This window comes from Roseinatronobacter sp. NSM, from assembly GCF_052379845.1.
Classification (GTDB): domain Bacteria; phylum Pseudomonadota; class Alphaproteobacteria; order Rhodobacterales; family Rhodobacteraceae; genus Roseinatronobacter.
Genome location: NZ_JBQTCF010000054.1, coordinates 1 through 13,947, shown reverse-complemented (window position 1 = coordinate 13,947; position 13,947 = coordinate 1). Strand labels below are relative to the sequence as shown.

10 protein-coding genes and 2 pseudogenes are annotated in these 13,947 nt (G+C 57.1%); 9 read left to right on the top strand and 3 right to left on the bottom strand.

From position 1 onward, the window contains the following. Positions 1-209: pseudogene (locus ACTZWY_RS18720) on the bottom strand (IS110 family transposase); the annotation flags it as partial. A gap of 98 nt (positions 210-307) precedes the next feature. Here ACTZWY_RS18720 and ACTZWY_RS18715 point away from each other — a divergent pair. Continuing rightward, positions 308-406, top strand: a pseudogene (locus tag ACTZWY_RS18715) (ATP-binding protein); the annotation flags it as partial. Between the two features lie 168 nt (positions 407-574). Here ACTZWY_RS18715 and ACTZWY_RS18710 read toward each other — a convergent pair. After that, positions 575-1,585 carry an extracellular solute-binding protein gene (locus tag ACTZWY_RS18710; protein ID WP_444792229.1) on the bottom strand — a complete coding sequence of 337 codons (1,011 nt, stop codon included), beginning with the start codon at positions 1,583-1,585 and terminating at the stop codon, positions 575-577. 172 nt (positions 1,586-1,757) lie between these two features. Between ACTZWY_RS18710 and ACTZWY_RS18705 the strand changes: the two genes are divergently transcribed. Beyond that, entirely contained in the window at positions 1,758-3,422 is a 1,665-nt protein-coding gene (locus ACTZWY_RS18705) for an ABC transporter permease (RefSeq protein WP_444792228.1), read from the top strand. 177 nt (positions 3,423-3,599) lie between these two features. Here the strand turns inward: ACTZWY_RS18705 and ACTZWY_RS18700 are convergent, their stop codons facing one another. Further along, a complete protein-coding gene (locus ACTZWY_RS18700; RefSeq protein ID WP_444792227.1) occupies positions 3,600-5,450 on the bottom strand; it encodes a dihydroxy-acid dehydratase domain-containing protein in 1,851 nt (616 codons plus the stop codon). A 286-nt stretch (positions 5,451-5,736) separates the two neighbouring features. On the opposite strand from ACTZWY_RS18700, the gene ACTZWY_RS18695 reads away from it, so the two are divergent. From ACTZWY_RS18695 to ACTZWY_RS18665, 7 genes are all read left to right on the top strand, one after another. After that, positions 5,737-6,714, top strand: a complete 978-nt coding sequence (locus ACTZWY_RS18695) for a LysR substrate-binding domain-containing protein (RefSeq protein ID WP_444792226.1) — start codon at positions 5,737-5,739, stop codon at positions 6,712-6,714. Between the two features lie 208 nt (positions 6,715-6,922). Next, positions 6,923-7,810 (top strand): hypothetical protein, encoded by an 888-nt coding sequence (locus ACTZWY_RS18690; RefSeq protein ID WP_444792225.1) that lies wholly within the window; start codon positions 6,923-6,925, stop codon positions 7,808-7,810. Between the two features lie 74 nt (positions 7,811-7,884). Next, positions 7,885-9,396, top strand: coding sequence for an arabinosylfuranosidase ArfA (arfA, locus tag ACTZWY_RS18685; RefSeq protein WP_444792224.1), 1,512 nt, complete (start codon positions 7,885-7,887; stop codon positions 9,394-9,396). 13 nt (positions 9,397-9,409) lie between these two features. Further along, complete coding sequence (locus ACTZWY_RS18680) at positions 9,410-10,489, top strand: ABC transporter ATP-binding protein (protein WP_444792223.1); 1,080 nt, start codon at positions 9,410-9,412, stop codon at positions 10,487-10,489. Positions 10,490-10,548: 59 nt separating this feature from the next. After that, complete coding sequence (locus ACTZWY_RS18675) at positions 10,549-11,826, top strand: extracellular solute-binding protein (protein ID WP_444792222.1); 1,278 nt, start codon at positions 10,549-10,551, stop codon at positions 11,824-11,826. A 106-nt stretch (positions 11,827-11,932) separates the two neighbouring features. Continuing rightward, positions 11,933-12,784, top strand: a complete 852-nt coding sequence (locus ACTZWY_RS18670) for a carbohydrate ABC transporter permease (RefSeq protein ID WP_444792221.1) — start codon at positions 11,933-11,935, stop codon at positions 12,782-12,784. Beyond that, a complete protein-coding gene (locus ACTZWY_RS18665) occupies positions 12,781-13,611 on the top strand; it encodes a carbohydrate ABC transporter permease (RefSeq protein ID WP_444792220.1) in 831 nt (276 codons plus the stop codon). Before ACTZWY_RS18670 ends, ACTZWY_RS18665 begins: the two co-directional genes overlap by 4 nt. The last annotated feature ends 336 nt before the right edge of the window (positions 13,612-13,947 follow it).

Here is a 13,947-nt window from a genome sequence, read left to right as displayed (position 1 = left end):
TGGCCAAACTTAGTCAGCTCGCGCGCCCAGTAATGCGCGCTGCCGCAAGCTTCGATGCCGATCAGGCAGGGCGGCAAGCGTTGGAAGAATTCCAGCATCTGGCTACGCCGTAACTGACGGCGCAAGACAGTGCAGCCTTGCGCATCAACGCCGTGTAACTGAAACATAGATTTCGCCAGATCGATCCCGAGCGTGGTAACCTTGTCCATGGATGGCTCCCTTTATTGGCGATGCTCACAGCACCCAATATGGCACATTGCGATGCCGGAAGCGGGAGCCATCCACTCCATCAATGGCGCACAATGGCTCGTTCCTGGAGACCGGAAACGACAGCTACCGCTTCAAGGCCAGCTCCGAAACGGCAAAAAAGAAACGGAAGGAAACACCAGCATTGACCCCAACATGACACGCAGAACATAATAACCGGGTGGGTCAGTTCTCGGTGACAATGCCGGGTCAGGTCTCAGTGACAATCAACAGCCCGTCGACTGGAGGAGCCTGCGCAGGTCGATCAAACAAGCAAAGGCCAGCGCGGGTGCACTGGCCTTTGACTACTGCAACGTGAGTGCCATCATCAGGGGAAGCCGACGCGATCCCACACGCTGATAGCAGCAGCCTGATTGGTTCCATATACTGCAACGTTGGTATTGCTGCGCTTGAAATCAGCCCAGTCGCGCATTGGGCCTGTGATTGTCACACCTTCGACCGCAGGCCACTCATTGTTCTGGTCAGCAAGGATGGATTGCACTGTCGGCGATGCCAGAAACTCGAGGAAAGCAACAGCGTTTTCCGGGTTCGGCGCATTCGCCAGAACGCCGAGGCCTGAAACGTTTACATGCGTCCCTCGATCATCCTGGTTCGGGAAGATTGGCAGCACGCGCGCTGCGGCGTCACGGTCGGCCGGGTTCTGAGAGGCTTGCAGACGACCCCAGTAATAGCTGTTGGCGACGGCCAGATCGCATTCGCCTGCGGCAACACCGCGAATTTGGTCAGTATCGCCCCCTTGTGGTTGGCGTGCCAGGTTGCCAAGCAAGCCTTCGGCCCATTCTGCAGCGCCATCTTCGCCGTGAATTTCAATCATTTCAGCCATTTGTGACAGGTTATAAATGTTTGAAGATGTCCGTATGCAAACGCTAAGGCCCAGATCCGGGTTCCCCAGATCTTCATAAGTGTTTACGTTCTCGGGGCGCCCGTTTTCAACATTGTAGTAAATAACGCGTGCACGGGTCGTGACAGCATAAAACAGTCCGTCAGGATGGCGCAGGTCTGCCGGGATGGCAGCGTCCAGCACATCACTTTGTATGGGCTGGAACATGCCACGCTCCACTGCGGTATGCAGGCGGCCAGCATCCACTGTCCAGAACAAGTCTGCGGGGCTGTTAACACCTTCGGAGTCGATACGCGCCATAAGCTCATCGCCTGAGGCTTCGATCAGGTTGACGGTGATTCCCGTCGCTTCGGTGAAGGCGTCGAAAATGGCGTAGTCGGTGTCGTAGTGGCGCGAAGAGTAGAGGTTGACCTCATCAGCGAATGCCGGAACGGCAACACAGAGCGCGAGGGTCGAAACGGCTGCGATTCGAAACATGGAGAAACTCCTTTGATTGATCCATGCCTGCCTGGGGCGCAGCACGCCCACTGGGTTGGCCATTCAGGCAGAGAAATACCTGCCACGCTGGTGAAGTAGCCTATTTCTCAATGGTTGACAATAATACTCAACATTGCGTAGTGAAAAAAGAATTCAGCTTTGAAGGCCGGTCATGATGTCAACCATAGATCTGAAACATCGTCTGTCGGGCCTGCCGCGCTGGCGACTCTCACCTTGGACGGCAGTCGCGGTGTTGATCATCGCCATCATTTTGCTTCCTGTCGTGACGGTGCTAAGCCGCGTTTTCGTGTCATCAGGCGGGGTCTGGGCGCAACTCGCAGATACGGTATTGCCACTTTACGTTCAGAATTCCCTTATCATGGTTGGTGGTGTCCTCACTTTGGCGACGATTATCGGGGTGACCACCGGTTGGCTGGTGGCGGCATATGATTTCCCTGGCCGGCGCGTCTTTGAATGGGCGCTTATGCTGCCCATGGCGATGCCAGCCTATGTGATCGCTTATGTTTATTTTGATCGGCTAAGTTATTGGGGGCCTGTCCAGACATGGTTGCGCGGGTTCTTTGGGTGGGATCGGAGCGATTACTGGTTCCCGCAGATGGCTTCGCTGCCTGGGGCGGTCTTCCTGATGGCACTGGTGCTCTATCCATATGTCTATTTGCTGTCACGCGCGGCTTTTCTAAGCCAGTCACAAGACATGATGGACTCCGCCCGCGCGCTGGGGCACAGCCGCGCCTCGGTCTTTCGTCGGGTGGCGCTGCCTATGGCCTGGCCTGCGATTGCGGCAGGTGCAGCCTTTGTGGCGATGGAAACGCTTGCTGAATACGGGGCAATGGTGCATCTCGGGGTCCAGACCATGACCACGGGCATTTTCAGGACATGGTTCGGACGTGGTGCGCCTGTCGCGGCGTCACAACTTGCCGCCTTGCTGGTTTGCTTTGTTGCAACTGCCTTTTTCATCGAGCGCGTGATTAGGGGGGGCAGACGGTTTGATACCAACCGCGGCGGACGTTCGCGGTCGCTGAAACGGATGCAGCTTGGCGGTGGACAGGCCACAATGGCCGCCGTGATCTGCACTGTGCCGGTCCTGCTGGGGTTCTTGCTGCCCGCGGGTGAATTGTTGCGTCTGTCGATCATTGCGGGCGATCCTTTCTGGGGACCGCGTTTCTTCGCCTTCATTCGCAACAGCATCACGTTGGCAGGGGGCGCTGCGGCAATCCTGATCTGTCTTGCAATTTTCCTGAGTTATGCGCGCCGCCAGCAGGGTGGCATGGCTATCAGCGGGGCAATGCAGGCGGCGTCAATGGGATATGCGATGCCGGGGGCCGTAATTGCCGTAGGGGTCCTGGTTCCACTGGGCTATTTCGATAATGCGGTCGATAGTTTCATGCGCGGAAATTTTGGCGTCTCGACAGGCTTGCTGCTTAGCGGAACCATTGTCGCGCTGATGTTCGCGTATGTGGTGCGTTATCTTGCCGTGGCGCTGAAAACGGTCGACACTGCATTCCAGCGTATCCCCTACAGCATGGATGATGCGGCCCGTAACCTTGGGGAATCCCCATCAGGTGTTCTGATGCGGGTTCATGTCCCACTGTTGCGACGGGGCGTTTTGGCAGCTGCAATTTTTGTCTTTGCAGACATCATGAAAGAGCTTCCGGCAACGATCATATTGCGGCCGTTCAACTTCGATACGCTTGCCATCCGCACGTTTCGCCTTGCGCAGGATGGGCGCCTTGAAGAAGCGTCAACTTCTGCATTGCTGATTGTGTTGGTTGGAATACTACCCGTCATCATCTTGAGCCGGGCAATGAACCGATGACTGGCTGTGTCCCACAGTGTCGCCGGACAGATCGAAGATGGAATGGACAGCGGCCATCCCCCTGGGCAGCTTCCTGAAGCACCAAAATTGTGGTCTTGATTGCGTTCAGGAACCGTGCCCAGAGTTATTGGTCAATTGACGGGTCTGCGGTGAGCCGCTTCAAAGCGCCTTGTGTGTTTAGGACCGAAATTTGTTATGCGGGGTGAAGCCGGAGGGTGTGGCTTCACGGGGGTTGCGCACCCATACAGTGCGGTTGGGGTGCAACCCCGCACCTTTGATGGCAGGGACTGCCATGTGTCGCGCGCGTTGCAGCAGACGCGTATCAGCGGCGGGCAAGCTTGGGTGGAAGCCGCCATTGCTTGCGACCAGCTTGTCCCAAGCGGCCTTGCGGGCATGCAGGATGGCCGGGTCATTCAGCGGGGTGCAATTGATTTCGTTGGTGTTGAGATCAACAAGGATTTCGTCGCCATTTTCAACCAGCGCAATCGGCCCGCCAAGTGCCGCTTCTGGCCCCACATGGCCAATGACAAGACCGATCGAGCCGCCGGAAAAGCGCGCATCTGTCATCAGGGCAATGACGATCCCGCGTTCGCGGCATAGCGTGGTGATCCGCGCAGTCGGGTCAAGCATTTCCGGCATGCCGGGTGCGCCGCTTGGCCCTTCATATCGCACGATGATCATATCGTTATCTTCGAACGCTTCGGGCGTCTGGTCCAACATATCCAGAAGGGCCTGCTGGCCGTCGAAAACGCGCGCCTTGCCTTGGAACAGATTGTTTTCCAGCCCAGCTTCAACACCAGCGAGCTTCAGAATGGCCGAAAACTCGGGCGAAAGGTTGCCGCCCAGCATGCGCAGACCGCCTGTTGGCTTGTAGGGGGCCTCAACAGGATAGATAACCTCTCCATCAGCGCGCTTGGCGCCAAGGCGGGCGACCTGTTCGGCCAATGTCTCGCCAGTGCAAGTCAGCACATCGCCGTTCAACAGGCCCGCTTCCAGCAACTCGCGCACGATAATCTGCACGCCGCCCACCTGGTCGATATCAACCATGGAATATTTGCCATAGGGGCGTGCATTGGTCAGAACCGGGACAACATGTTGCGAAAGGTGGTTGAACTCTTCGGGGGTGATAATGTCCTTCCAGAAATCGGCGAAACCAGCAGCGCGCGCGATCTCGGGGGCGTGCAAAAGCGCGTTGGTCGACCCGCCGATAGCCATTGCTACAATCGTCGCGTTGCGCAGGGAATCGCGCCCGACGATGTCGCGGGGTTTGAGATCGTTCTCGATCATCTGTGCCAGAAGCGTGACCAGTTCATCGGGAAACTCAGTCAGTCGGCGTGGATCGTCCGACGGGGGGGCCACCATATGCAAGGGCTGCATGCCCAGCACGCCGATAAAGGTTTGCATGGTATTGTATGTGAACATGCCGCCGCAGCTGCCAAAGCCGGGGCAGGCATGGCAGGCGATGTGGTGGCGATATTCCGGGTCAGGGTGGCCTGCCACCTGAAAGGCACTGACGATATCCAGCTTTTCGCCGGTTTTTGGGTCGGTTCCGGGGCGGATTGGACCATCTGACATGATGATGGACGGCAGGTTGTGCTCCAGCATGGCCGCAAGTGTGCCGACGGGCGGTTTGTCACAGGCGACCACGGCAATGGCACCCGCGAGGCCGGTTGCGCTGAAATGTTCGCACAAGGCATCTTGCGTCACCTCGCGCCCGATCAGGGAGTAACGCATTTCTGGCGTGCCGTTGCGCATGCCGTCCGAGGTTGCGATTGTGAATTCCGGCTGAACCAGCCGAAACCTCAACTGACCGGACCCGGTCCCGATGCGGGATTTCAGAGCCTGATGGATGGCTTCTACCTTGGCGGCAACGCCCAGATAGCATTGGCTATCGCCTTTGGTGCCGACCACGCCCACCGAAGGCTCGTGGATAAGGGCCGGATCGGTGCCGATCTCCAGGGCAAGGCCGATGGTTTGGGTAGAACGGCCGGGATGGCGGTCGATCAGAACTGCTTTAGGGTTGGTCAATGTTGTCTCTTTCCAATTGCTTTGCCGAAGGTTGCAGCCGACGGCATGGTTTCACCGATCCGATAAAAATGTAAGCACAGTTGATGTAAAGGTCGAGGGCCTCTGTTCTTGCGCGCGCAATTTGCGGGGTCATGGTGCGGGGGGAAATACCATATCTGTTATCCCGAAAGAGTGTGATCCACCTTACCTTCACTCAGTAGGGCGTGGTTGGCATTCCGGTCAAATCAGTTGCTCGTGGGGTGATATATCTTTTACGATATATAACTAAATCAGGGGGCGGCGGTTGATGGAACTTGAGGGCACCAAGAAGGATATCTTGATCCGGCAGGGGTTGAAGCTGACGCATCTGCGTCTGTTGGCGGCGCTGGACGATACCGGGCAGATCAGCGCCGCTGCGGCGCAAATTGCCATCAGCCAGCCCGCTGCATCGCGCTTGTTGGCCGAGATCGAGCGGATCATTGGCATGAAGCTTTATCAGCGGCACCCGCGTGGTGTGACGATGAATGCGGTCGGGACATTACTGGGCGAGCGTGCCCGCTGGATGCTGCGCACGCTGGATGATGCCGGACGCGATATTGCAGAAATCGGCAGTGGCCAGCGCGGATCGGTGAATATCGGCGCTGTTACGGGCCCCGCGATTGAACTTGTCCTGCCGGTGATCCGCGAGGCGCGCATCCTTTATCCTGACCACGACATCATGATCGATGTCGATACCAGCGACAAACTGGCCGAGCGTTTGCTTGGGGGCAGCCTTGATTTTTACCTTGGGCGTGTGTTGCCCGGGCTGGATGGAAGCGCTGTGAAGATGCATTTGATCGGGGATGAACCAGTCAGCCTGATTGTGCGCAAGGGGCACCCTTTGGTGGGGCGTTCGAATGCCAGCCTGCAGGATTGTCTTGAGTATGATTGGGTGATGCAGCCGCCTGGGGGATTGCAGCGCTACACTGTGGATCGGTATTTGCTGGAACATGATTACCGCCCGCCAAACCGCGTGGTGAATACCAATTCGCTGATGATGATGCTGGCCATTGTGACCCGCACCAACGCAATTGCGCCTGTATCGCGGGCGGTGGCGGATTTTTACGCTGGCCCCGATGGTTTGTCGGGACAGATCGAAACGCTGGGGGTGGACCATAAAATGGCGGTTGTTCCCTACGGGCTGGTTACCCTGCGCGGCTATGAATTGCCTGCGGCCAGTGCTGCCATCCACCAAATGTTGCTGAAACATCTTAACGCGCAGAAGGTCGGCGCGGCAGAGTTCTGATATACCATTTGAGGTATAAACATTCCTGAAATCATTATTTGACCTGAATAGCCCTTGGTTCCTACCAAAAGGGACCAGCCGGCGGTGTTAACTACCGGCAAGATAGGGCGCCTGCCACGGCAAAGCGCCCGGCGCGACACAGGGGGAGGGGTGTCTATGCCGGATTTCATGCTGCTCATGACCGTTTCCGCCTGTCCGAGGGGCTGAGATGCTCCTGTCCCAGATCCGCGCCGAGGATGGAATGCTTCACGTTGTCGCCCGCGAAGGAACAGAGGCTTTTGTCATCTGCGATTGTGCCAGCACCTATGACCTTGCCCGTGATTGCGCGAACCGTAGTATCACCCTGAAACAGCGTATCGCTAAGTTGGGGCTTGGTGGTGCAGTGGATGTCGAGGGCGCGCTGGCCCAGGGGCGGGTGTTGGCCCCGATCCATCATCCTGATCCGACACAGATGTTTTTGTCCGGCGCCATCCTGAACGATGCGGGCTTCGTGGAAACTGCCAGTGCCGTCGCCACGGCCTGGACCTATAAGGGCGATGGCCGTGCGATTGGCGCGCCCGGAATGGCCCTGCTGGTGAATGATCGCACGCTTGATCGCGGCACAGGGCCGTCGGTTGCGGTGGTCTATATTGTCAGTGACAGCGGAACGCCGTTCCGGATCGGTTGTGCCATGGCGAATGATTTTTCCGATCGGATCCTGACCACGCAAAGCTATGCGTCAATGGCCCAAGGCGGATTGCGGCCCCTTGGGCTTGGCCCCGAATTGGTGCTGGCCACGCTGCCAGAGAGGATCCGTGGCAGCTTGCGGCTTGTCACAGATGCAGATGCGATCACCGATATATCTGTTTCGACAGGTCAGGACGGTTTGAAAGCTGTGATCACACGTCTGGAGCGTGATCACTTTGCGTCGGGCAGCCTGTGCCAGCCCGGACAATTGCACATTCTGGTCATCGCGCTGGGCGGGGGCATCACGTCCAGCGCCACTATCGGGGACATGACCACCCTGACCCTGTCCGGCTTTGGCCTGCCGCTAAGCAATCCGCTGCATCAGGCGGCGCGCAGGCCCGATGTGCCGGTGCAGATCAATGCGCTTTGACGTGGCGATCCGATGAAACAGGCAAGACGAAAGGCGCCGGTCATGAATTTTACTTTCAAAAGGACATCAAGGACATGAAAATCCGTGCCAATCTTCATCGTGATTTCCGGATCGGCAGCATCGACCCGCGGCTTTATTCGGCGTTCATCGAACATATGGGCCGCGCGATTTATTCCGGTATTTACGAACCCGGGCACAGCACAGCCGATGAACACGGTTTCCGGCGTGACGTGCTGGAAATGGTCAAGGACCTGAAAATTCCCGCGATCCGCTATCCGGGTGGCAACTTCGTCTCTGCCTATGACTGGCAGGACGGGATTGGCCCGAAGGACGACCGCCCTGTCCGGCTTGATCTTGCGTGGCGGTCGAAAGAAACCAATCAGGTCGGCATCAACGAATTCGCCATCTGGGCTGAAAAGGCCGGGATCGACATGATGCTGGCGATCAATCTGGGGACACGCGGTTTGCAGGAAGCCCGCGAATTCGTGGAATATGTCAACCATCCCAGCGGCACAACATGGTCCGACCTGCGCCGTAGCCACGGTGTAGAAGACCCTTACAACGTGAAGATGTGGTGCTTGGGCAATGAGATGGACGGCCCTTGGCAAACCGGGCAGAAACCGGCCATCGAATATGGCCGTCTTGCCAATAACGCAGCCAAAGCGGTCAAAGGGTTCGACAAGACGCTGGAAACTATCGTCTGTGGCAGTTCCAACGACCAGATGCCGACCTATCCCGAATGGGAACGGCAGGTGCTGGAAGAATGCTATGAAAACGTCGATTACATTTCACTGCATAAGTATTTCGGCAATTCCAGCCACGACACGCTGAATTACTTTGGCAAGATCGAGGAAACCGGCCGCTATATTCAGGCCATCGGCGGGGTCATCGACTATGTCAAGGCCAAGAAGCGCGCCAAGAATGATGTGTTTATTTGCTTTGATGAATGGAACGTCTGGTATCACATCCGCGAACAGGACATGACAAATGTCCAGAACTGGGATTGGCCAGAGGCACCGGCCCTGCTGGAAGAAGATTACAATTTCGAGGATGCGCTGTTCGTTGCCGGGCTGATCAATGAATTCATCCGCCGTTCGGATCGGGTGAAAATCGCCTGTATTGCGCAGTTGGTCAACGTAATCGCGCCGATCCGCGCTGAAAAGGGTGGGCCAGCGTGGCGGCAGACGATTTATTACCCTTATCAGTTCGCCTCGCTTTATGGTCGTGGCGAGGCGCTGCGCGTTGCGGTCGATGGTCCAACCTATGATTGCAGCGTGGCCGATGACGTATCCTACATGGACATCGCCGCGACCCATGACCGCGCGGCGGGGACGGTCAGCCTGTTCATTCTGAACCGCCATTTGACCGAGACTGCCGATCTGGACATGGCGCTGAGCGGATTTGGCGGGGCGCGGCTGATCGACCACCGCGTGATGGAGGGCCATGATCTGCGCGCGGTCAACGGACCGGACCGGCCAGATGCCGTATCGCCGCACAAAGGCAGCGGGCTGGGGGTCGAGGACGGGGCGCTGAGGGGCAAGATCGCGCCTTTGTCCTATCACCTTGTCCGGCTTGATGTGTCCTGAAGGGGGGAAACATATGACCGGCGTCAGATTGCATAATGTTGAAAAGGCCTTTGGTGCCGTCAAGGTCATCCATGACGTGTCCATCGACGTGCCGAAGGGGGCCTTTTCGGTCTTTGTCGGCCCATCGGGCTGTGGCAAATCAACCTTGCTGCGGATGATTGCAGGGCTGGAGGAAACCACCGGCGGCAAGATTGAGATTGAGGGCCGCGACGTTACCCATGAAGAACCCGCGCATCGTGGGGTTGCAATGGTGTTCCAGAACTATGCGCTTTACCCGCATCTGAGCGTGTTTGAAAACATGGCCTTCAGTCTGCGCTTGGCGCGCGCCAAGGGGGCAGTGATCAAGGAAAAGGTCCATGCCGCCGCAGAAATCCTGAAAATGGGGGACCAACTGGACAAAAAGCCGTCGCAACTCTCCGGTGGGCAACGCCAGCGGGTTGCAATCGGGCGGGCCATCGTGCGCGAACCCAAGGTGTTTTTGTTCGATGAACCCCTGTCGAACCTTGATGCCGAATTGCGCGTTCAAATGCGGCTGGAACTTGCCCGCCTGCACCGTGAAATCGGCGCGACCATGATTTATGTCACCCATGATCAGGTCGAGGCGATGACGCTGGCTGACAAGATATTTGTTCTGAAATCAGGCTATGTGCAGCAGGCGGGCGCACCTTTGCATCTGTATGATGATCCCGACAACCAGTTTGTGGCGGGTTTCATTGGGTCGCCTGCGATGAACTTCATCCCCGCCAAGGTGGTCGGGCAGGCCGAAGGCCGCCTGATAGTGCGACCTGACGGGCAAGAAAATGTCACGCTGGGGGCAAAAACGACGGGTCCGGGCCTGGCGGACGGAACGCCTGTGATGATTGGCATCCGGCCCGAATGCCTTAACCCGGCTGAAACCGGCCTGTCTGCCACAGTCGAGATGTCCGAGGAACTGGGGGGCGTATCTTATTTGCATACACGGCTGGCCGGCGGTCGCCCGTTGGTCGTGGAACGTCGCGGCATCCGCGAAATGCTGGAAGGGCGGGTCATCCACCTGACAGCCAATCCCGCGGATATAATGGTGTTCGATCCCGACGGACGACGCCTGCGCTGAACCTGTCTGCCTGCGGCGGCGCCGCTGGCGGACCTATCAGAATTTAACGGGAGGACGACATGAACAGATTGGTTTCAATCTTGGCAGCTTCTGCGGTGTCGCTGGCGGCTTTGCCGGCAAGTGCGCAGACTGAAATCACATGGTGGGATTTCTTGGGGGGTGGCGACGGTGTCCGGATGCGGGCCATGATCGACCAGTTCAATGCCGAACACCCCGACATCAATATCTCGCCCACGACATCGGAATGGGGGGTGCCGTTCTATACCCGCGTGCGGACATCTGCTGCTGTCGGGCAGGGGCCTGACATCATGACCTATCACCTGTCGCGCCTGCCACTGGCCTTGCAAGAAGGCGTGCTGACCGAAATCACCGATGCCGATCTGGAAGCCGCAGGTCTGGACATTGGTGATTTCTTTGACGCGGCGGTCGATGCTGCCTCTGACGCCGATGGGACGCTTTATGCAGTGCCCTTCGATATCCATTCCATCGTACTTTACTACAATAAAAACTTTCTCGAAGGCAGTGATTTTCTGGATGACAACGGCATCCTGACTGGCATCAACAGCCTTGAGGATTTCGAACGCGCTGTGGCCTATACGATCGAACAAGGCTCTCGCGCGCCGATTTCTTACCAGACTGGCGGACCGGGCGGGATCTGGCGTGTGTTCTACACATTGTTTGGCCAGCAAGGCGGTGAACTTATCGTTGATGGTCAAGTCCTGCCTGGCGACAATGCCGCCAAGGCACAGCGCGCGATCGAGGTCATGGCAAATTGGGGCGAACAGGGTTGGCAGCCCGAACAAGCGGAATACCCTGCGTCTGTCGCTTTGTTCACATCCGGTCAATCGGCATTTCATCTGAACGGTGTGTGGGAAGTGCCGACGCTGAACGATCTGGCGAATGGCGGATCGCTGGGCTTTGACTGGGGGGCCGTGCAGGTGCCGCAAATGATGGATCAATTGGCCACATGGGCCGACAGCCACGCCTTTGCCATTCCGATTCAGAGCGATCAGCAGATGGACCCTGAACGCCGCGAAGCCGTGATGACGGTGATTGGCTGGATGCAGCGCAATGCGATTGCATGGGCCGATGCAGGCCATATCCCGGCCTATCGCCCTGTCGCGGAAAGCGATGAATATCAGGCGATGGAACCGAATGCGACCTATGCGAGTCTGGCCGATACGGCGTTTTTCGACCCGCGTTCGGAAATCGCGGGTGTCGCCTCGCCGGTCTATGATGCGGCTGTCAATGTGATTGGGCCTGCGATGCATGGTTTCCTGTCGCCCGAGGACGCTGTGTCACAGATGCAGATGGAACTGCAGCGGTTGATCCGCTGATCTGACCATATGCCTTTTCCCGTGCGGCAGAATTGCCGCGCGGGATTTCCCGAATACAAGGAAAACGGCCGTGGCAATGCGTGGAAAAAAACGTCTGAGGCAAAACTTGATTGCCTTCAGTTTGATTGCGCCTTTTCTGGCGATTTTTTTGCTGGTGTTCCTTTACCCAACGTTCAAGGTGATCCAGCTTAGCTTTACCAATGCGCCGCTGATCGGTGATGGCGAATGGGTTGGACTGGACAATTTCCGTCGCCTTTTTTCGGACCGGCTGTTTTACACATCGCTTTACAACAATATCTATTTTGTCGCGCTGACGGTCGTGCCGACAACGGCCATCGCGCTGGGCATCGCCTTGATGGTCAACAGGCTGAAGGGCCGGATTCAGGCGCTGGTCCTGGCGACGTTCTTTCTGCCCTATATCCTGCCGGTTTCGGTTGTAACCGAAGTCTGGGCTTGGATGATGGATGTGCAATTCGGCATCGTCCAACCCCTGATCGAGGCGGTTATCGGCCGTCCCATGCCGGTATTCCGCAATCCACATTGGGTCATGCCAACCATTGCGGTTGTGACGATCTGGTGGACCAACGGTTTCAACGTGCTTTTGTTCATCGCCGGCCTGCGCAACATCCCCAAGGAATTATACGAGGCCGCCGCCCTTGATGGCGCCACCCCGCGCCAGCAATTCATGCGTGTGACATGGCCTTTGCTTTGGCCGGTCACGACATTGGTGCTAACCCTGCAACTGATCCTGCAGCTCAAGCTTTTTGATCAGGTTTATCTGCTAAGTCAGGGCGGGCCGTTCAACCAATCCTATGTGCTTTTGCTTATGGTCTATCGTGAGGCATTCCAGCTTAATCAGGGCGGCTATGCCTCTGCGGTGGCGCTGGTGCTGTTTGTCATGATCATGGTGGTTTCTGTGCTGCAATTCCAGTTGCTCCGGATCGGAGGTCGGAAATGATCAGCACCCGCAGAGTTGAAAATGCGATCCTGTCTATCATCACGCTTGTGGCGGCGGCGATCTGGGTCTTCCCGCTTTACTGGGCGATCATCACATCGCTGCGGTCGGAATCAAGGGTGGTCAGTTCGGGTGCTGGTCTGGTGCCGGATGAATTCAACTTCAACAGCTATATCGATGCGATCTTCAACACGCGTCTGCTGACTTGGTACTGGAATTCGATCGGCACGGCAGTGATTATCACGGTTGCGACCATCATCACCAGCATGATGTGCGCCTATGCGATTTCGCAGATGCGTTTTCCGGGCCGGAAATTGCTATATTGGGTTGTGCTGGCCAGTTTCATGATTCCGGCACAGGCGCTGGTTGTGTCGCAGTTCATTCTGATGAACGATATGGGGCTGATCAATACTTGGGGCGGGATTATCCTGCCGCAATTGATCGTGCCGGTGGTGATCATCGTTTACAAGCAATTCTTCGACGCGGTGCCGCGCGAATTGCGCGAAGCGGTTCTGCTGGACGGTGGCGGCGAATATACGCTGCTGTTCAAGGTCTATCTGCCTTTGAACTGGGGCATTACGGCGGCTTTGGCGATCATCACCTTCATCGGCGCGTGGAATGCTTTTTTCTGGCCGTTCCTTGTTGCAACCAGTGAACCTACGATGACGATCCCCGTGGGCATTACCCAGGTGCAAGATACGTTCGGCGTGCAATATGCCCGCGTGATGTCGGTTGCGCTGTTGGCCGCGATGCCGGTGGCTTTGGCCTATCTGGTGTTCCAGCGGCGCGTGACCGAAGCGGTGATGATTTCGTCCGGCGTGAAAGGTTAACGTAAATAAGCGCTGCCATGCCGGGTTCAGGGGGTATGGCCCGTCAGGTTGCGGCTGGCTGCGGCTGCGCTTAGCGTGTCGCGTTTATTCGCATTCACGCGACCCACTCTAATCTTATGCTTTCGCGTGTCTTTTTTCGCAAAACCGGTTCCCACTTTTGCGCAACCTGATCTAGCGCCTTCAGTTTCACGATCGTTGATAAGACGATATTTTTCTTCCCGCATCATGCTCATGGCAATGTGCTGTAGATAATTCGGAAGTCGCCCGAAGCCATGTGCTGTAACCTACGTTTTAATACTGATACCTAGGGTTTGATACCGGAAGTGGACGGGGGGG